Source organism: Haladaptatus salinisoli (assembly GCF_020614375.1).
Taxonomy (GTDB): domain Archaea; phylum Halobacteriota; class Halobacteria; order Halobacteriales; family Haladaptataceae; genus Haladaptatus; species Haladaptatus salinisoli.
Genome location: NZ_CP085327.1, coordinates 2,385,361 through 2,407,506 on the forward strand (window position 1 = coordinate 2,385,361; position 22,146 = coordinate 2,407,506).

Below are 22,146 nucleotides of genomic sequence, written 5' to 3' on the forward strand. Positions count from 1 at the left end.
CCTACCCGCGGAAATCGTCCACGATTTTCGCGCCGCTGCTCGCGCCGATTCGCTCGGCGCCGGCGTCGAGCATCGCCTTCGCTTTCTCGTAGTCGCCGATACCGCCGCTCGCCTTGACCGGGAGGTACTCGGCCATTAGCTCCACGTCCTCGACCGCGGCACCCTCGTCGGCGAACCCGGTCGACGTCTTGACGAACGCCGCGTCGGCCTCCTTCGCCAGTCGACAGGCGTCGCGCTTCTCCTCGTCGGTGAGCAGCGCGGTTTCGATGATGACCTTCACGGGGATGGGGACGGCGACGACGACCTGCTCGATATCGTCGAGCACGGCGTCGTGCTCGCCCGCCTTCAGTCGCCCGACGTTGATGACCATATCCAGCTCGTCCGCGCCCTCGTCCCACGCGCCGACCGCTTCGTCGTGTTTCGCGTCCGTCGCGTGCTGGCCGTGCGGGAATCCGATCACGGTCGCGAGGGTCACGTCGGGAGCACGCTCGTTCGCCTCCGGGACGTAGCACGGCGGAACGCAGGCGTTCATGCCGTAGTCGGCGGCTTCGTCCATCACGCGCGCCACGTCGTCCGGCGTCGTCTCCGGCCCAAGCACCGTGTGGTCTATCTTTCCGGCGAGTTCCGATTCGTTCATAGCGGGGCGGATGTCGCCGCCGGGTAAAAATCCCCGCTATCGCGCGGCGCGACCGGCGGAAGCGCGCCGCGTCGACGGGACGACTCTCGCCTTCGCCCGCCTACTTTTACCGGTACGGCGCGTACTCCGGGGCATGGAACACCCCGACCTCCACTCCGCGGTCACCGACGCCGCGAACGACATCGCCGAGATGGAGATTCGCGGTGCGGCGACCATCGCGGACGCCGCGGCGGCGGCGCTCGGCGAGCAGGCCGAGTCGAGCGCCGCCGATTCGCCGGAGGCGTTTCGGGTCGAAATTCGAACCGCGGCCCGGCGACTCCACGAGACGCGGCCGACGGCGGTGAGCCTCCCGAACGCCCTGCGGTACGTTCTCCGGGGGATGCGGGGCGACACCGTCGAGGAACTCCGAGAGAGCGTCGTGGAAAGCGCCGCGGAGTTCCGCCGCGAACTCGACCAGGCGCAGGACAATCTCGGGCGCATCGGCGCGAATCGGCTCCGCGACGGCGACACCATCATGACCCACTGCCACTCGACGGACGCGCTGTCCTGCGTCGAGCAGGCCCTCGAACAGGGGAAGGAGATTCACGCCATCGTGAAGGAGACCCGCCCGCGAAAGCAGGGCCACATCACCGCCCGACAGCTCCGCGACTGGGGGGTTCCCGTCACGCTCATCGTGGACAACGCCGCCCGCCGCTACCTCGACGAGGCCGACCACGTCCTCGTCGGCGCGGACTCCATCGCCGCGGACGGGTCGGTCATCAACAAGGTCGGCACCTCCGGGCTGGCCGTGAACGCCCGCGAGCGCGGCGTCCCCATCATGGTCGCGGCGCAGACCTTGAAGCTCCACCCCGACACGATGACCGGCCACACCGTAGAGATAGAGATGCGCGACGAGCGCGAGGTGCTCAGCCTCGACGAACGGGAGGACGTCGGCGACGTGACCGTCGAGAACCCGGCGTTCGACGTGACCCCGCCCCGGTACGTGGACGCCATCGTCACCGAGCGCGGCCAGTTCCCGCCCGAGAGCATCGTCACCCTGATGCGCGAACTGTTCGGCGACCAGCAGGGCGGCGAGCCGTGGGACGAACCCGAACTCTGAACGCTCGCGCTTCGCCGACCGAAGGTACTTTCTCGTCCTGTTCGAAGGTTGACGCATGGTCACGGTCGATTACGGCGCGACGGCCGAGGAACTGCTCGAACTGTACCGGGAGTACGGGTGGTGGGACGACCGCGAGGAGTCGGACGTTCGCCGCGCGCTCCGAAGCACGGACGAGGTCGTCCTCCTCCGCACCGGGAGCGAGGCCGGCAGCGGAGAGCCGGTCGCGGCCGCCAGAATCCTCACCGACTACGTCTACTACGCGATGGTGTACGACGTCATCGTCGCGGCCGACCGTCGCGGGACGGGGGTGGGCCGGGAACTGATGACCGCCGTCCGCGAGCACCCTCGTTTGCGGGAGGTCTCGCCGTCGCTGTTGGCCCGCGAGGGGCTGGTTCCCTTCTACGAATCCTGCGGGTTCGACGCGGCGGACGAGGCGGTCGACCACCCGGACGGTGAACCGGAACCGCTGGTCTGGATGGTGCACGGACGGGAGTAGACGCGAACGGCGGTTTCACGCCGCGTGCACGCAGACCGCAAACCTTTCGACACCTCCGTTCGCGTGTCGGTGTATGGTACTGCCGGAAGGGTTCGCGCTCCCGCCGTTGGCCTATCTTCTCCCGCTTTTACTGGCGGTGGGGCTCGTCGGCTGGTTACTCTGGCGTGCCGAACCGACCGTCTCGGAACGAACCGTGGTCGCGTTCGCACCGTGGATGGTCGTCGGCGCCGGACTCCACGCGCTCTATCAGGTTCGGGCGATTCCCGCGAGCGTCGCCCCGCTGTTCGGAACGCCCTCCGTCTACCTCACCACGTTCGTCGTCGCCGGCGGCGTCTGGCTGTTCGCCCTCCGCCGCCTCCGGACGCCGGTTCCTCGGGTGCTCGCCGGGACGGGCACCGCGGGCGTGGTGCTCGTCGTCGCCGCCGCCCTCTGGTACGGTTTCACGCACGACAGTCTCCACCTGTTCTGGCCGTTCGTGGGACTCGTCGTCGCCGTCCTCCTGACCGGCGCGCTGTGGATAGCGACGCAGTTTTTCTACCCCGACGTGGCGGTCATCACCGGCGCGGTGGGCGTGCTCACGCTGTTCGGCCACGCGCTCGACTCCGTCTCGACCGCCATCGGCATCGACGTGCTCAACGCGACCGAACGAACGCCCATCTCGCGGGCCATCCTCGAATTCGCGGGGATGCTCCCGACGGCGGACGTGATCGGCGTCGGCTGGCTGTTCGTGCTCGTGAAACTCGCCATCGCCGAGTTCGTCGTCCTGCTGTTCGCCGACTACGTCGCCGAGGAGCCGACGGAGGGGTATCTGTTGCTCGGCGTCGTCGCCGCCGTCGGACTCGGCCCGGGGGCGCACAACCTCCTGTTGTTCGCCATCACCGGCTAGTCCTCAGGACTTTTTACCGCCGGTCGCTTATCGGAACGGTATGCCGTCCGCGAACCGCGACAGGGGAGTGATATGGTTCGAGTCGTAACCGCGGGACACGTCAACTGGGACGTGACGCTCCGGGTGGACGCCCTACCGGACCCCGACGGGGAGGCGCGCATCACGTCCCAACGCCGCTCCGGCGGCGGGAGCGCCGCGAACGCCGCCGTCGCCCTCGCTCGGATGGACGTGCGGACGGGGCTCGTCGGGAGCGTCGGCGCGGACGAACAGGGGGTGCTCGTCCGGCGGGAACTGGACGGCGCCGGGGTGGACTGCACGCACGTCGTCGAAGTCGAGGGCGTCGAGACGACGACGAAGTACCTCATCGTGGACGAGCGGGGCGAGGTGATGGTGCTCGGAAACGAGGGCGCGAACGAGGCGGTCACGCCGGAGGGAGTGGACGCCGAGTACGTCCGGCGGGCGGACCACCTCCACCTCACCAGCCAGCGCCCGGACACCGCGGCGGAGCTCGCCCGCGTCGCGACCGAGGCGGGGTTGACGGTCAGTTTCGACCCCGGTCGCCGCCTCGGCGAACGGAACTTCTCGCGTGCGCTCGCCTACTCCGACGTCGTCTTCCTGAACGACCGCGAGGCCGCGACGCTGCTGGACAGCGACCTCGAACATCCGTCGTCGGAGCTACACGGGCGGGTCGTCGTCATCAAACACGGGAGCAGCGGCGCGCGCGTCGATACGACGAAGGGCGCGTACACCCACCCCGGATTCGGCGTCGAGTCGGTGGACACGACGGGCGCGGGCGACGCCTTCGCCGCGGGATTCATCGCCACCTTCCTCGACACGCGGGACTACGAGCGCGCCCTGGAGTTCGCCAACGCCTGCGGCGCGTTGACGTCGATGGAGTCGGGGGCGCGCACCGCACCGACGCGGGAGCGAGTCGAGGCGTTTCTGGACGAGCAGTTTTAGACCTCGTTGGGGCCGTCCGCGCTCTGCACCTTCCACCCGCCCTGAATGCCGCAGGCTTCGCGCACCTCGTACGTTATCTCGGTGTCCGGCCCCATCCGGTCGCCGCCCTCGACGCGTTCGACGCGGAGGGGGACGTCCAACGTGTTTCCGCAGCAACCGACGTCGAGGAACTCCTCCCAGACGTCGCCCTCGCGGACGCGGCCCTTCGTCTTCCGGAGGTACGCCAGGAAGTGACGCGTGTTCACCTGAAAGCGCCCCCAACTGCTCAGGTCTTCGGGGAACGAGACGACGACGGTGGTCGCCGATTCGCCCTCGGATACGGCTTCTTCGGTGGCCATGTGGAAGCGTAGGGACGCGAGGCGTAAATGCGTTCTCGCACCTTTCGAGCGACACGTCCGGCCACAGTAATTAAGAAGGCTTATTCAGGGTCGCCCCGCACCCATCGACCATGGTAGAGTTCCAAGTACCGGAGGTCGATTACTCCCGGTACTCGAACAAGCAACTCGCGGCGGTTCCGCTCGCCGTCCTCGTGCTGGCCCTCCTCGTCATCGCCGGGTGGTGGATCACCACCGGCTCGCCGGTGACGCCCGGCATCGAGTTTACCGGGGGAACCGAGATGAGAATTCAGACGACCGCATCGCAGGATCAGATCGACGCGACGTTCGGCCAATCCGACGTCTCGATAACCCCCTCCCGTTCGGCCGACAACGTCTACATCGTAACGTTCCAGAAGACGAACACGGAGGCGCTCCAATCGCAGGCCCAACAGGCGGGCTACGAAGTGCTCTCGGTGCAGAGCACCTCGGCGAGTTTCGGCAGCGAATCCCAGCGACTCGCGCTGTACGGTCTCGTCGCGGCGTTCGTGGGCATGAGCATCCTCGTCTTCCTCATGTTTCGGTCGTTCGTTCCCTCTATCGCCGTGGTCCTCTCGGCGTTCAGCGACATCGTGATTCCCGTCGCACTGATGAACATCCTCGGCATCCCGCTCTCGCTGGGGACGGTGGCCGCCCTCCTGATGCTCATCGGTTACAGCGTGGACTCCGACATCCTGCTCAACAACCACGTCCTTCGTCGGTCGGGCGGGTTCTACGAGAGCACCTACCGCGCGATGCGAACCGGCGTGACGATGACGCTCACCTCGCTCTCCGCGATGTCGGTGATGGCGCTCGTCGCGTACATCTTCGGCATCGACCTGCTCACTTCCATCGGCGTGGTGCTCGTGATGGGGCTGACGACCGACCTGATGAACACCTACATGCTCAACCTGAGCCTCCTCCGGTGGTACAAGTACGAGGGGGTGGCGCGATGAGCATCCGACAGCAGTGGCGCGTCGGCCTCCTCGTCCTCCTCCTGCTCGGGAGCGCCTTCGCGCTGTTCGTACCGCAGGGCGCGGTCGGGGGCGGCGGCGGCAACGCCACGCTCGTCTCGAACGACGGGCCGACCAACCTGAAGTACGGCCTCGAACTGGCGGGCGGAACGCGCATCCGCGCCCCCGTCAACGGCGTCACCGCCGAGAACGTGAACGTCGCGAACGGCACCAGTACCACCGAGATTCAACAGCGCGTCGCCGCGAACATCGCCGGCGCCGACCAGCAGGACGTGATGATTCGCCAGAGCCAGTCGGGAACGACCATCGAGGTGTTCGCCGACAACGTGACGGCGGGCGAACTGAAATCGGCGCTCGACGCCGCGGGCATCGAGCACGGCACCGTCCGCGAGGGCGTCACGGCCCAGACTCGCGCCGAAATCGTCCGCACCCTGAGCGACAAGATTTCGAAGGCTGGACTCGCCGGCGGGCGCGTCCAACAGGTCGAGACGGCGACGGGCGAGCACTTCATCCAGATCGAAATGCCGAACGCGAACCAGTCCGAGATGAAAAAACTGGTCACCGAGCGCGGCCAGGTGCGAATCGTCGCCCAGTTCCCGAACCAGAACGGAACCGGGTACCGAAACGAGACGGTTCTCACCTCGAAGGACATCGAACGCGTCGGTTCCGCCCAGGAGAATCCGGGCGGCGGCGGAGCGTCCGTCAGCGTCACCGTCTCCGACTCCGCCGCGGAGCCGTTCCAGCGCAAGATGGTGCAGTACGGCTTCACCGACGAGGGAATCCTGTCCTGCCACGACGGCGGGCAGAAGTACTGCCTCAACACCGTCGTCGACGGCCGAGTCGTTTACTCGGCGGGCGTACGAGGGAGCCTCGCGCAGGATTGGAAGAGCGGCGAGTGGGCGCAAAGTCCCACCTTCTCCATCACCGCGACCAATCTCTCCGAAGCCCGCCGCCTCCAGATAAACCTCCGCGCGGGCGCGCTTCCGGCGGCGCTCGACATGCAGCGTGGAACGACGACCTACCTCGCGCCGAGCCTCGCCACCGAGTTCAAGCTGTACTCCCTCGTCGCGGGCCTCGCGGCGGTGTTCGCGGTGAGCGGCACCGTCTTCGCCCGGTACGGAAAACCGGAGGTCGCGCTGCCGATGATCGTGACGGCGCTCTCCGAAGTCGTCATCCTGCTCGGCTTCGCCGCGGCGGTGCAGTTAGCCCTCGACCTCTCGCACATCGCGGGGTTCATCGCGGTCATCGGGACCGGCGTGGACGACCTCATCATCATCGCCGACGAGGTGATGAGCGAGGGCGACGTGAAATCCTCGCGCGTCTTCCAGTCGCGCTTCCGCAAGGCGTTCTGGGTCATCGGGGCCGCCGCCGCGACGACCATCATCGCCATGAGTCCGCTGGCCGTGCTCTCGCTCGGCGACCTCCGAGGATTCGCCATCATCACCATCCTCGGCGTGCTCATCGGCGTGCTCGTGACGCGCCCGGCCTACGGTGACATCCTGCGCTACCTGCTGACCGACAGGTAGTCGACTTCCCTTTTGTCGGAACCCGTCCGACGAGTTGCGGCCCGCGATATCGACGCGGAGGACGGACGTATCTATCGTCCGGCAAATCCCCGCCGCTTCGTGTTTCGAGCGCGATTTCCCGCCATGATAGCCATCTATCGAATCCTCTCGGTTTTGCTGATATTCGCCCTCTCGTTGCTCATCGTCCGAATCGGGTCGATCGCCCTCCGAATGACCGGCCTCTCGCCGGACGTCGCTTCGTTTCAGTCCGTGTCGGCGTTCTCCGGGGCCGGGTACACCACCGCAGAGGCGGAGCGAGCGCTTCGGCGAACTCTCCGCGGTTCCGGTGGCCGGTACTCACCCCCTACGAGCGCCGTAGGCCCCGTTTACTCCGACAACGATGCTCGGCCTATAACAACGCCCGCGTCGAATCGCGGACGATGCTACACCACCTCCGACAGGGCGGACGTCGGCTCGCCGTGGAGATGGAGCGCCTCCGTTTGCGCTCCGACTCCCCCGCGCGGGACGCTCGGGCCGCGGTTCGTCGGCTCCCGCCCGAACCGACAGTGACCTTCCTCTGTCTGGGGAACATCTGCCGCAGCCCGCTGGCCGAGCGCTACTTCGAAGCGCGGCTGTCGACCGCGGAGTGCGACTGCGCGACGGTTCGGTCTGCGGGCTTCATCGAGAAGGAAGGGCGGTCGAGTCCCGACGCGGCGGTGTCGGTCGCCGACGAACTCGGCGTCGACCTGACCGACCACCGGTCGCGGTGCGTCGACGCCGACCTCCTGCGCGAGAGCGACCTCGTCTTGCTCATGGACGCGCGGAACTACCGGCACCTGAAAGGGAAGTTCCCCGACGAACTCGACAAGGCGTGTTTCCTCAAGTCGTTCGCCGCCGACGGCGGGTTCGAGATCGAAGACCCCTACAGCGCCGACGAAGCGACGTTCCGCCGCGTCTACGGCGAGGTGACCGACTCGGTGGACGGCCTCGTCGACGCGCTGGAGGAGAGATGAGCGTCGTCGTCCCCGCCATCGAGGCCGCCAGCAGCCTCGCCTGCGCGCGGTCGCTCGGTCGGCGCGGGATTCCGATAATCGCGGCCTCCGAGTCTCCCGGTTCGCCCACGTTCGCCTCGAAGTACGTCGCGGAAACCGCCCGCCTCCCCGCTCCCGCGGACGACGTCGCCGGCTACCGCGACGGCCTGCTGGCGCTCGCGGAGCGCCCGGACGTGGAGACCGTCGTCCCCCTCCGCGAACCCGAGAGCTACGTCCTCTCGAAGTACCGCGACGAGTTCGCGGAGCACGTCGCCGCGCCGTGGCCCGACTTCGAAACGATGGAGTCGGCCCGCGACCGCCGCCGACTGTTCGAGCGAGCGCGGGAGGCGGGCGTCCCCGCGCCGGAGACGCGACTGCTATCGGAGTGGGACGACTGGAGCCGCGAGGCGGTCGTCAAGTCGCGCTACACCGTGCTCGTGGGGGACAACCGAACCGCGTACCCCGGCGTGCGATTCGTCTCCGGCGAACCCGACCGCGACCGCCTCGAAGACCGGATGGGTCACGAACCCATCGTCCAGGAGTGCATCCCGGACGGGTCGGAGTACGGCTTCTTCGCCCTCTTCGACCGCGGCGATCCCGTCGTCACCTTCCAGCACCGCCGAATCAGGAGTTACACCTACTCCGGCGGCGCGAGCGTCTTCCGCGAGTCGGTGGCGCACCCCCGACTCCGCGAACAGGGCCTCCGCCTGCTGTCGGCGCTCGACTGGCACGGCCCGGCGATGGTGGAGTTCCGGCGCGACCCCCGCGACGGCGAGTTCAAACTGCTCGAAGTGAACCCGCGATTCTGGGGGTCGCTCCAACTCGCCGTCCACGCGGGCGTCGATTTCCCCTACCGGTACTACCAACTCGCGCGGGGCGTCCGCGAACCGGACGAGGACTACGCGACGGGCGTGGGGAGTCACATCCTCCGGGGCGAACTCGTCTACCTCGTCAGCCTCCTCCGGGACGACTACGACCACGTCGAGCGTCCCTCGATACCCGCCGCGACGGGCCGGGTGCTCGCCTCGCTCCTCACGGACCGGAACTTCGATTACCTCTCGCTCGACGACCCGAAACCGTTCGTCCGCGACGTGGCGAACGCCGTCGACGGGGTGGTTCCCGGAAAACCGACGTCCCTGAGACGCGCCGTCTCGGCGCTGGTCGGGCGGTAGCGACGAGTTCGCGCCGGGTCGTTCACGACCGCTGCCGTCGGTACCGGTTTCGGGAGCGGCTCTACCGACACTCGGTCAGCCAAACCACACCGCCGGGCGACGGCAGCATCGCCAATTCCACCGCCTCCGTCGGCACGCTACCGACCGCTAAATCACCGTTACCGCTGCACCACGAACTCAACAGCCAGAACGTGGGGCGAAAGATATGGGCCCGGTATTCAACAACTGAACGCACTGCCGAACTGTTGTTGAGAGCGCTGTACTGACTATCGAGGGTGCACTGAACGAAACCGAATCGTTTGTTTCTATCATTCGGTGACGAAACGTACGATCACCCGGTGTGCCTATGGAACGAGTTCTCCGGGCGAGTGAAAGCCGACAATCGGATACACCGATTATTGCGGGCCAAGCCGTCTCGCTCAGTGTAAATCGAACTCGCGGAGTGCGGTAGCTATCTCGGAGGGATGACTCAGCATCGCCATATGCCACGCATCGACCGTGACGACGTCATCTGTCTGTAGGTTCTCAATCATTCGATCTTGTCGAGGCGGGGCAATCGCCTCGTCGTTCATCGTTTTGATGTACCGAGCCGGAACGTTCGGAACCCCCGCTTTGACCTCATCAGTGTACAATCGTCGTGATTCAGGGGTGAACTCCGTCACGAGACGATCCGACTGGGCCTCCGATAGTCCGTTACAGAGTGACCGTCGAATAACTGCGTCTGGCGGTTTCGTTCCAGCGAAGCGCATGAGAACCCGTTGGGTGAATTGCTGTCGAAGTGAAAAACACGAGAGAAACGATCGCCCCTGTGGCGGGACGGCGGCGCTGAGACCGACGAACCCAACCACCTTATCGGACAGTTCGTTCACTACGTCAAGGCAGATCGCTCCCCCGATGGAATGTGCGACGATGACGATAGCTGGGACGTCCCACTCCATTAGTTGGTCGGAGATGTGTTCGACGTAATCTTTTAATCGGAGATCGTTCCGAACAGATTGCTCCGCGTCCCGCGCCGGAAACGTTGGCGTGAGTGTCGGGCCGTCGAGCAGCGGGGTGAGTTCCTCCCAGACCCACGTGTGGAGTCCAGCACCGTAGATGAAGGCGAACTCGGCGTCCTCACCGAGCGATCGAGAAGCACCCGCCATCTTGGTATCCGTTCGCATCCGACCGCAATAGTTATTCGCCCGAAGCGAGGGGGGCTCGGTTGGTCGTCCACACTGAACGGTCTTTGGAGGGCTCAGTGGTCGATACGCGCCCAGAATCCATCGTGGTTGCTTCTAACCTACCAGTTCTCGTCTGAAGCGGCGTGGTATACTACAGAGCGTGTACCTAGCAACGGGACGGATTCGCTCGTAGATTTCACACGCGTAACAAGTTAGCGAACATCGCCAGTTTGAAGGTGGCGAACGACAGGACGGCGGCCACCGTCGGCGACAACATCCACGTCACGACGACTCGGCGCGTCACGACGGGGTCGTAGAGACCGGATCCGTCGGGCGCTGCTCGGACGGCCTCGTCCTCGTCGTGCTCATCGAGTTCGAGCCCCTCCCGAATCGAGACGTGTCTGGTCGCGCGTCCCCACCCGAGGCCGATGACGCAGGTGATGGCCGTAATCGCCAAACTCGCCGGAATTCCCGCCCAACTCAACAGGGTGATGATCGTCGCCGCGATGAGTTCCACGACGAGCGCCCCCTCTAACGAGAGGGACGTGATATCCTCTCCGACCGTCGTCATCGTGCGCGGTCCGATGAGAAATCCGCCGATGGCCATCGCCCCCGCGCCGAGAACGATTCCCGGATTCATCGGCAGAACGCCCGCACCGACCAACGGAGCGATGGCGTTGGCGACGTTCGACGCGCCCGCCGAGAATCCCATGTAACACGCGATACCGATAACGAGGACCTTCCCCACGGTCGAACGCGAGTCGCGTTCGAGGTCGAGCGCCCTCTCGATTCGTCGGAAGAAGTACCGGCCGATGACCGCGGACACCCAGAACGCGACGAGCGGTGAAACCAACCACCACGTGACGACGACCCCGACCGTCGCCCAGTTGAGAACTCCCATTGCGGCCCCCATTCCGGCGACCGCACCGACCGCCGTTTCGCTCGTGCTCACCGACACCTCTCTGAGATTGCCGAGGAGGATGCCGAACCCCGTGAAGAGGAGGACGCCGATAGCCGCTGGCAGCGTGAAATACCGTTGCGGGACGAACCCGTGACCGAGCGTCTCGACGACGTGTCGTCCGACGAGGAATCCGCCCGCGAGGACGCACACGGCCATCAGTGCTGCGGCCTTTCGAACCGAGAGGACGCCGCTTCCGACCGACGGTCCGAACGATTCGCCGATCGAGGAACCGCCGGTGTTGATTCCGGCAAACACCGAAACGAGCAAACCGAGACCTAACAACGCGCTCATCCCTATTATACACGCATAAGTTATGAAGATAACACCATAAAGGCTCGGAATAGGTTTATAGTTAATCGAAATATGTTTAGAGTATGTGATCACCGACCTCCATTGCGCTCGTTGCCGGCTCGCCCTACCGCGTTTTCTGCGGATGGCTTCCGCTCGAAACGCTCGCGTCGGTCGGACGGACGCCCCGAGGAGCCGCGATTCCGTTCGCAGGGCTGTTCCGCAACGACGACGTCGAAAACGACGGAATATGCCGAACGGGCGAGAACAACGTTCGCGAGCGGAGGACGGGAGAACGGACCGAGGCGACCGGAGAGTAGGTCGCTCTCCGTTCCGTATCCGCGCGAAGCCTTCGGACGGATGGTGACGGCGTTCGCTCCGTACCGCGAACTCGTCGGCCGACGGACGTGGGACGAGAGGTACGCGCCTCCTATTCGGCGCGCCCGACGAAAACGACCGATACGGACTGTTCGACGAGAGACGACGACCCGAAATCAGAACCGGTCGAGCGCGGACTGCTCGCGGGCCGCCAGCACGTCCCTGCTCGTCTGCCACGAGGCGCGGGCGCAGTCCGGGAGGTCGCCGTGTTCCTCGACGTACTCGCGGAGGAACTGCCGAGTCGTCGGGTCGCTCGGGTAGCCGCTCCCCACCGAACCGTGCTCCTCGGCGAGGCGGGCGACGTGGGCGTCCCGCTCGACCTTGGCGACGATGCTCGCCGCGCCGACGACGGCGTGCGTCTCGTCCGCGCCGTGCTCCGCCGCGACGTCGACCGTCGCTCCGACGCGCTCCGCGACCCGGCGAGCGAATCTGGCTTCGCTGGTGTCGCAGGCGTCCACGACGCCGCGCATTCCGTCCCGCGCGACCCGCGAGATGGCCTCCGCGTGGGCCGCGACGGTCAGGGTGTTCATGTCCGTCTCGGGGTGGTCGATGCGCGTCGCCGGTATCTCCGCGATTCCGACGACGACGGCGTCGTCCCCGCGAAGCGTCGCGGCGAGTTCCTCGCGGCGTTCCGGGGAGAGGTTCTTCGAGTCGTCGATGCCCTCGGGGAGGTCCGCCGGATCTTCGATTACGACCGCGGCGGCGAACATCGACCCCAGCACCGGACCCCTGCCCGCTTCGTCTGCGCCGAACACGCTCTCTCCGACGCACCCGCGGTACATGGTCGTTACTCATTCGCGTCCGGGGGACGTAGGTGGGGGTATGCACGTCGTCGTCGACGACCGCGAACCCGCGTCGGTCGTGCGAGAACTGCGGAACCACCCGGACGTGACCGACCTCGAAGTCGCGCGCCTCGCCGCGGGAGACATCGTGATCGGCGAGACCGCCTTCGAGCGCAAGACGCTCTCGGACTTCGTCGGCTCCGTCCTCGGCGAGACGGGGGTCGACCTGCGAGACCAGGCGGCGCGGATGGTCGAGGGGTACCGGCAGGCGTACGTCCTGCTCGAAGGGAACCTGACGGACGTCCCCGAACTGGGAATCCGCCCCGCCGTCTTCCACGGATCGATGGCGTCGATAACCGCGCGGCTCGGCACCCCCGTCATCCCCTGCTCCGACCTCGAACGCCTCGTCGACGTCGCGGTGCGCCTCGGGCGCAAGCACGCGACCGACCCGAGCGCGCGCCCGCTCCCCGCCGGGACCGTGACCGGCCGAACGACGCCGACGACGAAGCGGATGTACGGCTGCATCGACGGCATCGGCCCCGAAACCGCGGACGCGCTCTACGAGGCGTTCCCGACGATTGCGGCGCTGGCGGCGGCGTCGCACGAGGAACTGCTCGCGGTCGAGGGCGTCGGCGAGAAGCGGGCGCGCACGATTCGGGAGACGATACACGAGTCCGCCGATTCGTCCGTGGAGTGAGGCGGGGCGCTCCCGTCTCGCTCCACGGCGGTCGGAACGGCGCGCCGTGATCCAACGCGTCTTCGGCGATTCTCGGGGCGGTCATGGCGCGTACCACGACAGCGGGAGGTACCGCCCCCGGACGCTCCCGGGGGTCGGAACGGCTCCGACCGCGCGCCAACCCTCGGGTCGGCGTCGAAGCAGCGTCCCGCGGTGGGTCGCTGCCAGCACGTCGTCGTCGACCGCGCACCACCCGACGGCCACCTCGTCCGGGGTCGGCGACGACACCGCTTCGAGGGATCGCCCGTCGTGGCACTCGAACAGCGCGTGGTCGCCCGCTTCCCAGGACGAGGAGGAGCCGGATGCGCCGCCGGCGTAGATGCTGCCGTCGTGGACGAACGCCTCGCGGAAGTACCGCTGGCGGTGATCCCCGTCCAGCCGTTTCCACGTTCGACCCGCGTCGGCCGAGCGGTACAGTCCGCTGCCGGTCGAGGCGACCACGGTCTCGCCGTCCTCCATCGCGACGTGATGGACGTCGTCCGTGTGGGGCGCGTCGAACCCATCGATACGTCTGCTCGTCCACGTCCCCCCGCGGTCGTCGCTGACGTGGATACCGCCCACCTCGACGCCGGCGACGATCCGATCGGGCGCTTCCCGGTGCGTCCGGAGGCTCCGAATCTGGGCCAGGCCGTCGTGGCGGGGGAGGCCCCAGTCGACTCGCCCCCGTAACTCCCGAAACCCGGGGACCTCCTCCCAGTCCCGCGCGCCGGACGGGACTGCCGGGTCGCACTCGGCGACGAACAGCCGGGCGGGTCGCGTTCCGGCGTACAGCACGTCGCCCGACGGGTCGGCGGCGACCGCGTACGCCCGCTCCTCCGGGAGCGGGAGGGCGGTCCACTCGCTCCCGTCGGACGAGTGGTACAGCCCCGACTTCGAGGTCGCGAACAGCCCTTCCAGCGCGTCGAACTGGCGGATGCGAAACACCCGCTCGGCGTCGAGAACCTTTTCGGCCGTCGTTTCCCCCCGCTCGCGGACGCCGTCAATCCTGTAGACGCCGTCGTCGCTCCCTGCGAAGAGCATGAACGCCGTTCGCTCGGCTCGCACCTTATCGGTTTCGAAGCCTGACTGTTCGCCATGGCGTCATTTCATCGCCCGTCCCGAGAACCGACCTCGGAGCCGGAATCCTTCCGAGGCTGGCGACAACGACGTTCGAGCGCGCCGCGGGCTCTGAAACGACCGCCTCCGCCGTTTCACCGTCCCGTTCAGCCCGAACGCCTATCCGCGTCGACGACGAGTGAGTGTACGATGAGATCCAAACCAGACACGACCGGAAAACTTCGCTCGCTTTCGATGAACCGCATCTACGACCTGTTCGACGGCGACGAACTCCCGGCGACGACCGACGAGATAATCGAGCAGTACAGCGACGTGGTGGTCGAGTACCCCGGCGGCGGCGCGGAGAGCTTGGGGAGCATCCTCACCACCTCCGGCAAGGAGACGTACTCGAACGTGGACGACCTCCAACTCGCAGTCCTCAACGGGGTTCAGCGGAGCGCCGTCGGGCGACCCCGGTACAGCGACCGCGACCCGCCGGTGATGGGCGAAGACCGCAACCCGATGGTCTCCTTCTGAGGCGGCGGCGTCCGGGGGGGAGGCGACCCGAAAGGGGTCGGCCCGCATACCCGCTCGAACCGGACAGACGGTCGGACGGAACGGTTATTGATGTTGGCAGTGAGCGAAGATACGGTGGGGAAACGTGAACATCGAAACGCTGTACGACCTGTTCGTACACGAACTGCGGGGGATGTACTACGTCGAGACGCGACTCGTCGACGAACTGCCGGCGCTGGCGGACAACGCGATGGTCGACTCGCTGGACGACACGACGCCGACCGAGTTCATCGAGTCGGTCAGCGACGCCTTCGCTGAACACGCGACGGAGACCGAATCGCAGGTCGACCGACTCGACGACGTCTTCGAGACGCTCCCGTTCCAACCGGATACCAGGGAGCGCGAGGTTGCGGCGCTCGACGGACTCCTCCGGGAGGTCGAGCAGTTCGACCACATCATCCTGAACGACGCGCTCCGGAACCCGTTCTACCTCGACGCGGCGGCGAAGGTGGAGCAGTTGGAGATAAAAGGGTACGAGAACCTGCTCCAACTGGCCGACGCCCTCGACCTCGCGGGCGACGCGACCGACCCGCTGGAGGAGAATCTAGACGAGGAGCGGGACGCGCTGTCGACCCTCGAAGACCTGTCGACCGGCGAGCAGATGGAGTCGATACTGGGCGACCTGGGCGACGAAGACCCGATAGTCTGATTTCGAGAGCGTAGCGGAGGCGGCGCGTCGGTCACTCCAGCAGGTACTCGGGGCGGTCGAACGCCTCGTCCTCGCCTTCCACCGCGACGACGTCGAGCGCGGTCACCTCGGCTCCGACGCCGAGCGCGCCGGCCAGACTCGGCTCCGTTCGTCCCTCGTCGCCGCTGACGAGTTCCTTGATGTAGAGGCCGCCCGCGCCGTGGATATCGACCTCTGCGTGGGTCGGGTCTTCGAGGCGGCCGTCGACGTCGTACACCTCCCGGACGCGGGTGCGACTCGCCCGCCGGTGGTCGACCCGGTTCGGCGTGAACTGTTCGACGGTCGCGCCGTCGAGTTCCTCGATCGCGGCGGCGAGGTCGGCCTCCTCGACGGGTTCGTCGAACTCGACCTGCGCCCGGTAGACCTTGCTCGCGTCGAGTTCCTTCACGCGCTCGACCATCTCGTGGGTGGCGAGGCGGAGGTCTTCAACTTCGACCGCTCCGCCCGCGAATTCGTTGATCTCCCGCTCGAGAGCGGCGGCGTCGGGGGTGCGCCGTCTGGGCTCTTTCACCTCGATGACGAACGGGCGACCGGTTCCGAGCATCAGGGCGTCCACGTCCTCTCGGCCCGCGCCGTGGAAGATGGCCTCCTCGCCGTCCATCGCGTCGAGCACGGGCGGCGCGGTGAGCTGTTCGACGCTCTCGTCGTAGAGATAGCCGCTGCCCCCGCAGTAATCGCAGGGTTCCTCGCCGCCGCCCTCGGCGAGTTGTTTGCCGGAGCCGCCGCACTCCCGGCAGGGCCACTTCGTCTGCGGGATGTCGCGCTCCAGTTTCCGGTAGCGACCGAAGACGAACGCCGGATTGATCTGCACGTCCACGTCCCCCCGTTCGAGGTTCAGGAGCGCGAGCACGTCCGGGCGCTCGAAGTCGACCTCGGTGCCGGTGAGCCGCCCGACGCGCTTGCCGACCTCGCGGTTGAACTCCGATTTGAAGCGTTCGCCCGCGTCCTCGGGGAGTTCGGACAACTCGCGGAGGAGCGCCTCGTTCTCCTCGACGAGCGGCGGGGTGCGCGTCCCGACCTGGTACGTCTCGAAGTCGATTCCGGAGAGGGCGTCGGCGACCCGCTCGGCGTACGCCTCGAACTCGTCGGTGAACCCTTCGCAGACCCAGCACTCCTCGTCCGGTTCCTCGAAGTCCTCGTCGTCTTCGAGCGCGACCGCGATTCGGAGCGCGCGACCCCGTTCGGCGTTCGTCAGCCCGAAGCTCCGGTCGGCGAACTGGCGACCGAGGCAGGCGTCGCAAACGGGGTCCTCCTCGACGACCCGTCGCGCCGCGGAAAGTACGTCCATATCCGTCCGTGGGAGTCGGGCGGTAAACCGGTTTCCGATTCGGTCGAAAAAAGGTGCGCCGTCAGCCGCGGGTCAGCGTCACCGAGCCCTCGGCGGTGAGCCTGTCGTCGTCCACGACGCGCACGGTGACGGTTCGATCGCCGCAGAAGTCGGCGGCGACCGTAATCCGCCGTCCGCTCCGCTCGAACTCGCCGTCGCCGTCCACGTCCCACTCGTACCGGACGATACCGTCGTTCTCGGCCGTCGTCGCGTTCGCTCGCAGGACGACGGTTTGGTTCCGCCGGAGGGTGCGGTTCTCGGCGTCCTTCGGGGAGGTCTCGATGGTCACTCGCGGGTCGTCCGGCTCGTCTTCGGCGACCTGATGGTCGCGCGGCGGCTTCTCGTCGCTCGATTCGAGCGCGTACAACCGACTCTCGTCGGAGTAGATTCCGTTCCACTCGCGAACGGTCACGTACGCCTTCCCGTCTGCGACGACGGGGGTGTACGCGACGAGGTGCCCGGCTTCCCGAATCGAGTAGTTCCACCGCTCCTCGCCGTCGGTCGCGTCGAGGGCGTAGACGGCGGGCACCGCCGGCCGGACGACGTCGCCGACGTCCTCCAGTTTGCTGAAGAACTGACCGCCGACGTAGACCGTGTCGTTACCCACCGCGGGCGCCGACGGGTGCGCCGCCGGGGTCTCGTACGTCCACCGCTCGTCGCCCGTGTCGGCGTCGAGCGCGTAGACCGTTCCCGTATCGCCTCGCGCGGTGACGTACACCGACCCGTCTTTCACCGCCGGCGCGGAGAGCAGGTCTTCGTCGTCGCCCGCTCCCGGGACGGAACGCTTCCAGTCGACGCTCCCGTCGTCCGCCGAGAGCGCGTAGATCGACCGCGTGTCGTTCGCGGTTTCGACGGTGAGGAAGACGCGCTCGCTCGTGACCGCGCCCTCGACCGCCGAAGCGTCCGCCGTCGTCGGTATCGGGGCGCTCCACTGGACCGTCCCGTCGTCCGCGTCCCTCGCCGTGACGGCGGAACCGTTCTGCGCGTACGCCGTGTCGCCGACGACGCCGATTATCGCGCCGGTACCGTGCCAGAGTTTCTCGCCGGTTTCGGCGTCGTAAGCCGTCGAACCGACGTAGACGACGCCGTCCGCGACGACGGGGCTCCCCCTCGGGGCGTCCTCGACGCGCCACTTGACGTCGCCCGTGTCGGCGTCGAGCGCGTACAGACCGCCGTAGTTCTCGTATCCGTCTGCGTTGGTGCCGCGCGTCGAGACGTACACCGTGTCACTGCTCACGGCGGGCGACCCGGTCGCGGCACCGACCTTCCCGGTCGTCCAGCGCTTCTCGCCGCTCTCCGCGTCGTAGGCGACGACGCGGCCGGTCGCGGGCAGGTCGGCGTCGGTCGTTACCGCCGCGTACGCCGTCCCGTTGGCGACGACGGGACCCGCCTCGGCGCGGGCGTCGAAGCTCGCGTTCCAGTCCTCGGTCGCGTACGGGGTCGGGCCGGAGTCCGTCGTCGACCCGGTGCGCCCCTCGTCGGCGCGGTGGCTGGTCCAGTCGTCGCTCGCCGTCGCGGGGGACCGTTGTGCCGTCACCGCGAGGAACGACACGGACGAGACGACGACGAGCAGGGCCAAGAACACCCCGACGCGCGCTCGCTTGCGATTCATTTCGTTCCGCTCCAATCGTTCGGTGTCGTAGTCATGGTGGTTCGTCGGGCGCGCCAGCGACGATTTCGAATTCGACGACTGACGCGATTCACGATAGTTGAATTTATAACGTTACTATCCGGTCGTTAATCGGTCGCGGAAACGTTGCACCCTCGTCGACGGCCGCGTTAAGTGTTAGATAAACCGACTGTGTCCGGAGGCGAACGTTCGTCGGAGCGGTGGGAATCGGCGGCGACGCCGACGAACGCTCGACCGGCGAACCGCGACAGGAAGCGGTCGCCGCGGAACATCGAGCGAATCGGGCGAAAATTGCGGACGAACGCTACCGCTACCGAGTTAAGCAGGTCCTGCCCGCGGGCTACCGTCCCGAACGCTGAAATCGGAGGTCGTTGACAGAGACTCCATGACCGTCAGTTCCGCTGTCGTGTTGGCCGCCGGTGAGGGAACGCGACTCCGTCCGCTCACCCGTAATCGCCCGAAACCGATGCTTCCCGCGACGACGCGTCCCATCCTCGAGTACGTCCTCGACGCGCTCGTCGACGCGGGCATCGACCGAATCCACCTCGTCGTCGGGTATCGGGGCGACCGGGTGCGCGACCACTTCGGCTCGAACTACCGCGGGGTGACCGTCTCCTACGCCGAACAGAACAAACAACTCGGAAGCGGACACGCCCTGCTCGCTGTCCGCGACGACGTGGACGACGCGTTCCTCGTCGTCAACGGCGACCAGATAATCGAGGCCGAGATGGTCGCGGACGTGCGCGAGGCGTTCGGCGGGGGCGCGACGAACCGCGACCGCCCCGCCGCGGCGTTGGCCGTCATCGAACGCGCAGACGTGGGGGAGTACGGCGCGGTCGTGATGGACGGCGACCGCGTGCGCGAAATCGTGGAGAAACCCGCGTCCGACGAGTACCGCCTGCTCAACGCGGGCGTCTACGCCTTCGACGAGCGCATCTTCGACGCCGTCGAGTCGACCCCGAGCGCGGCGGGCGAACTGGCGTTGACCGACACGCTCGCTCGACTCCTCGCCACCGACGCCGCGGTCCGGGGCATCGTCACGGACGGCCTCTGGGTGGACGCGACCTACCCGTGGGACTTGCTCGACGTGGCTCACGAACTGCTCGTCCGCGGTCGAGTCTCGGAACCCCAGCGCGACGACCGACTCTGGGTCGCGGACTCCGCCCGCGTCCACGATTCGGCGGTGCTCCAACCGCCCGTCGTCGTCGGGTCGGACTGCGACGTCCACCCCGGAGCGGTCGTCGGTCCCTACGCCACGCTGGGACAGGGGGTGACCGTCGGTTCGAACGCGGTGGTCGAGCGAACCGTCCTCGACAGCGACACCCGGGTCGGCGCGTCCGCCACGCTCGTCGACTGCGTCACCGGCCAGAGCGTCTCGCTCGGCCCCGGCACCGCGATTCCGGGCGGTCCCGGCGACGTGCGCGTGAACGGTTCGATCTTCGAAGAGCAGCAGCTCGGCGCGCTGCTGGCGGACCGCGTTCGGGTCGGAGGGAACGTGAGTTTCGTCCCGGGGACGCTCGTCGGCCCGGAGGCGCGCATCGGCCCGGGAGTGTCAGTGAGCGGAAGGGTCGAAGAAGGTGCGACGATAGTTCGCTGACCACCGCTCCTACCATAATTTTTATTCGTGGTTCCGGAGTAGCATCGGCCACGACTCTCCCGGAAACCGGGCGGTAACGAGCGATCGCGTTGCGATGGCGCCTCAGATGATACGAAGACTAGACAGAAGAACCGACGAACGATGTACCGACGACGAACGACAGGAACGTGACAGTTCTGCGGGCGTTCCGCGTCGAACGGGGCGGACGCTACGGACGTGCGCTCTACGCGCCATAGAAGCGGCGTCTGCGGAATCGAAGGGGCTATAAGCGTGCTAGAACAGTGTGACGATATGGCTTCCGAGCGGTCGTTTGTCTCTGTCATCATTCCGGTCTACAACGACCCCAGAGGCATTCGGATGACTCTCGATGCTGTCACGGACCAGACGTATCCGCACGAGGCGTACGAGGTACTCGTCGTCGACAACGGTTCGACCGACAACACCCGGGACGTCATCCGGAAGTACTGCGACCGGTTCCCCGACCTCGTGAAACTGCTGGTCGAAGACGAGGTGCAGGGACCCGCGGCCGCGCGGAACGAAGCGATATGCGACGCGAACGGCTCGCTGTTGGCGTTCATCGACGCGGACATGACCGTCGAGGAGACGTGGCTCGAAGACGCCGTCGCGTCGATGGAGACCAACGACTGGGACTACATGGGCTGCGACGTCGAGATATACATCGAAGAAGGCAAGGACACGCTCACCGCCAAGTACAACCAGATATTCGGGTTTCCGATTCGAAAGTACATCGAAGAACAGCAGTTCTCCGGAACCGGCTGTCTCGTGGTTCGGCGCGAGGTGTTCGACGAAGTGGGCGATTTCGACGAGCGTCTCTTCTCCGGCGAAGATCAGGAGTTCGGCAATCGAGTGTACGACGCGGGTTTCGACCAGCACTACCAGCCCGCCATCACGATGTACCATCCCGCCCGGTCGTCGCTCCCGTCGCTCCTGAAGAAACACTTCAGACTGGGGCGCGGTCGGGCGCAGATGCAGCGATACCACCCCGAGCGCGTCGAGAAACCGAGCGTGCTGAACCCGCGAAACTACCTACCGCCGCATCCGATTCGATTCTACAAGCGCGTGACCGAGGCGGCGTCGTTGGCGCAACACGAGGTCGTCCTGCTCTTTCTCATCGCGTACCTGAAACGCCTCTCAGCGACGGCTGGGTGGGCGTACGAGCACTTCGGCGAGGGAGAGGAGTAATTACTCCGAGCGAATCGCGCGCAGTAGTCCGCCGCCGCCGATTCCCGCGGCGGCGGCGAGCGCGCCGAATCCCGACTGCCCGGACTGATTCGTCGTCTCGTCGCTTCCCTCGTTCGTCCCCGGCACCGTCGGCCCCATCGACTCGCCGTCGGCGGCGAAGGGGGGAACCGACTGCGCTTCGAGACCGACGTACTCGTTCGAGCACGAGACGGCGTTGCCGATGATGAACGGCTGGCCGGTTCGAATCATCCGTTTCGTCCCGTTCATGAATATCTCGGTCCGAACGGATTGCGGCGAGTCGCTCAACCGGTCGACGAGCGTAGCGTCGTACGCCCGCGTGTTCTTCGGTTTCCAGTTCGGAAACTGGCAGTTCGAAACCACGTCGGGGCTGACCTGCTTTTTCTTGGCGTCCGCCACGATGACGAACTGTCCGACGTAGTTTCCCGCGAAGGGTTGGGACTTCGGGACGAGCATCTGCCTGGTCGTTCGTTTCTGCGCTTGCTCCTGTGCCACCGTCGCCTTCGACGCGAGGGCGGTGCCGAACACGCCACCGACACCCGCGAGGAAGGCACGTCGTGAATATTTTCCTTCGGACATCGTGGTTCTCCTCGCTCTCTCGTCGGCGTCGCCGACCCATCGAATCAACGCACGGAAGTCGGATAAGAACTG

General features: G+C 66.7%; 23 protein-coding genes. 14 read left to right on the forward strand and 9 right to left on the reverse strand.

The genetic code is table 11. The features are described 5' to 3' along the window. Position 1 precedes the first annotated feature (1 nt). Positions 2–637 (reverse strand): deoxyribose-phosphate aldolase, encoded by a 636-nt coding sequence (gene deoC / locus LIX00_RS13035; protein ID WP_227353620.1) that lies wholly within the window; start codon positions 635–637, stop codon positions 2–4. A gap of 133 nt (positions 638–770) precedes the next feature. Here deoC and LIX00_RS13040 point away from each other — a divergent pair, with 133 nt between their 5' ends. From LIX00_RS13040 to LIX00_RS13055, 4 genes are all read left to right on the forward strand, one after another. Next, positions 771–1,736 carry a ribose 1,5-bisphosphate isomerase gene (locus LIX00_RS13040; protein ID WP_227353621.1) on the forward strand — a complete coding sequence of 322 codons (966 nt, stop codon included), beginning with the start codon at positions 771–773 and terminating at the stop codon, positions 1,734–1,736. Positions 1,737–1,791: 55 nt separating this feature from the next. After that, entirely contained in the window at positions 1,792–2,232 is a 441-nt protein-coding gene (locus LIX00_RS13045) for a GNAT family N-acetyltransferase (RefSeq protein ID WP_227353622.1), read from the forward strand. Between the two features lie 73 nt (positions 2,233–2,305). Beyond that, a complete protein-coding gene (locus LIX00_RS13050) occupies positions 2,306–3,118 on the forward strand; it encodes a DUF63 family protein (RefSeq protein ID WP_227353623.1) in 813 nt (270 codons plus the stop codon). A 72-nt stretch (positions 3,119–3,190) separates the two neighbouring features. Continuing rightward, a complete protein-coding gene (locus tag LIX00_RS13055; RefSeq protein ID WP_227353624.1) occupies positions 3,191–4,078 on the forward strand; it encodes an ATP-dependent ribose-1-phosphate kinase in 888 nt (295 codons plus the stop codon). Here LIX00_RS13055 and LIX00_RS13060 read toward each other — a convergent pair. Continuing rightward, entirely contained in the window at positions 4,075–4,416 is a 342-nt protein-coding gene (locus LIX00_RS13060; RefSeq protein ID WP_227353625.1) for a DUF7968 family protein, read from the reverse strand. The two genes, LIX00_RS13055 and LIX00_RS13060, sit on opposite strands and share 4 nt — an antisense overlap. Positions 4,417–4,526: 110 nt before the next feature. Between LIX00_RS13060 and secF the strand changes: the two genes are divergently transcribed. The 4 genes from secF (at position 4,527) to LIX00_RS13080 (ending at position 9,113) form a co-directional block, all read left to right on the forward strand. Next, positions 4,527–5,387, forward strand: coding sequence for a protein translocase subunit SecF (secF, locus tag LIX00_RS13065; protein ID WP_227353626.1), 861 nt, complete (start codon positions 4,527–4,529; stop codon positions 5,385–5,387). Then, complete coding sequence (locus LIX00_RS13070; RefSeq protein ID WP_227353627.1) at positions 5,384–6,931, forward strand: preprotein translocase subunit SecD; 1,548 nt, start codon at positions 5,384–5,386, stop codon at positions 6,929–6,931. Before secF ends, LIX00_RS13070 begins: the two co-directional genes overlap by 4 nt. 419 nt (positions 6,932–7,350) lie before the next feature. Continuing rightward, entirely contained in the window at positions 7,351–7,923 is a 573-nt protein-coding gene (locus LIX00_RS13075) for a low molecular weight protein-tyrosine-phosphatase (protein WP_227353628.1), read from the forward strand. After that, entirely contained in the window at positions 7,920–9,113 is a 1,194-nt protein-coding gene (locus LIX00_RS13080; RefSeq protein WP_227353629.1) for a carboxylate--amine ligase, read from the forward strand. Before LIX00_RS13075 ends, LIX00_RS13080 begins: the two co-directional genes overlap by 4 nt. A gap of 419 nt (positions 9,114–9,532) precedes the next feature. On the opposite strand, the gene LIX00_RS13085 is transcribed toward LIX00_RS13080, so the two are convergent. From LIX00_RS13085 to rnhB, 3 genes are all read right to left on the reverse strand, one after another. Then, positions 9,533–10,258: an alpha/beta fold hydrolase gene (locus LIX00_RS13085; protein WP_227353630.1), complete on the reverse strand. Its 726-nt coding sequence runs from the start codon at positions 10,256–10,258 to the stop codon at positions 9,533–9,535. A 214-nt stretch (positions 10,259–10,472) separates the two neighbouring features. Then, complete coding sequence (locus tag LIX00_RS13090; protein WP_227353631.1) at positions 10,473–11,528, reverse strand: inorganic phosphate transporter; 1,056 nt, start codon at positions 11,526–11,528, stop codon at positions 10,473–10,475. 491 nt (positions 11,529–12,019) lie between these two features. Then, positions 12,020–12,685, reverse strand: coding sequence for a ribonuclease HII (gene rnhB, locus LIX00_RS13095; RefSeq protein WP_438267047.1), 666 nt, complete (start codon positions 12,683–12,685; stop codon positions 12,020–12,022). A 40-nt stretch (positions 12,686–12,725) separates the two neighbouring features. On the opposite strand from rnhB, the gene LIX00_RS13100 reads away from it, so the two are divergent. Next, positions 12,726–13,382: a helix-hairpin-helix domain-containing protein gene (locus tag LIX00_RS13100; protein WP_227353633.1), complete on the forward strand. Its 657-nt coding sequence runs from the start codon at positions 12,726–12,728 to the stop codon at positions 13,380–13,382. Between the two features lie 81 nt (positions 13,383–13,463). Here LIX00_RS13100 and LIX00_RS13105 read toward each other — a convergent pair whose 3' ends face one another. Continuing rightward, on the reverse strand, positions 13,464–14,441 hold the full coding sequence (locus LIX00_RS13105) for a WD40/YVTN/BNR-like repeat-containing protein (protein ID WP_227353634.1): 978 nt from the start codon (positions 14,439–14,441) through the stop codon (positions 13,464–13,466). A 225-nt stretch (positions 14,442–14,666) separates the two neighbouring features. Between LIX00_RS13105 and LIX00_RS13110 the strand changes: the two genes are divergently transcribed. Then, a complete protein-coding gene (locus tag LIX00_RS13110; RefSeq protein ID WP_227353635.1) occupies positions 14,667–14,993 on the forward strand; it encodes a DUF5789 family protein in 327 nt (108 codons plus the stop codon). 124 nt (positions 14,994–15,117) lie between these two features. After that, positions 15,118–15,681: a YciE/YciF ferroxidase family protein gene (locus LIX00_RS13115; protein WP_227353636.1), complete on the forward strand. Its 564-nt coding sequence runs from the start codon at positions 15,118–15,120 to the stop codon at positions 15,679–15,681. A 31-nt stretch (positions 15,682–15,712) separates the two neighbouring features. On the opposite strand, the gene LIX00_RS13120 is transcribed toward LIX00_RS13115, so the two are convergent. Beyond that, positions 15,713–17,008: a tRNA pseudouridine(54/55) synthase Pus10 gene (locus LIX00_RS13120; protein WP_227353637.1), complete on the reverse strand. Its 1,296-nt coding sequence runs from the start codon at positions 17,006–17,008 to the stop codon at positions 15,713–15,715. A 61-nt stretch (positions 17,009–17,069) separates the two neighbouring features. After that, the gene (locus LIX00_RS13125; protein ID WP_227353638.1) at positions 17,070–18,659 is read right to left on the reverse strand and encodes an outer membrane protein assembly factor BamB family protein; all 1,590 of its coding nucleotides are present in this window, start codon (positions 18,657–18,659) and stop codon (positions 17,070–17,072) included. Between the two features lie 218 nt (positions 18,660–18,877). Between LIX00_RS13125 and LIX00_RS13130 the strand changes: the two genes are divergently transcribed. The 3 genes from LIX00_RS13130 (at position 18,878) to LIX00_RS13140 (ending at position 21,477) form a co-directional block, all read left to right on the forward strand. Beyond that, complete coding sequence (locus LIX00_RS13130; protein ID WP_227353639.1) at positions 18,878–19,036, forward strand: hypothetical protein; 159 nt, start codon at positions 18,878–18,880, stop codon at positions 19,034–19,036. 26 nt (positions 19,037–19,062) lie between these two features. Next, complete coding sequence (gene glmU, locus LIX00_RS13135) at positions 19,063–20,274, forward strand: bifunctional sugar-1-phosphate nucleotidylyltransferase/acetyltransferase (protein WP_227353640.1); 1,212 nt, start codon at positions 19,063–19,065, stop codon at positions 20,272–20,274. Between the two features lie 291 nt (positions 20,275–20,565). Next, complete coding sequence (locus LIX00_RS13140; RefSeq protein WP_227353641.1) at positions 20,566–21,477, forward strand: glycosyltransferase family 2 protein; 912 nt, start codon at positions 20,566–20,568, stop codon at positions 21,475–21,477. Here LIX00_RS13140 and LIX00_RS13145 read toward each other — a convergent pair whose 3' ends face one another. Continuing rightward, positions 21,478–22,074: a hypothetical protein gene (locus LIX00_RS13145; RefSeq protein WP_227353642.1), complete on the reverse strand. Its 597-nt coding sequence runs from the start codon at positions 22,072–22,074 to the stop codon at positions 21,478–21,480. It lies immediately after the preceding gene. Between the last annotated feature and the right edge of the window lie 72 nt (positions 22,075–22,146).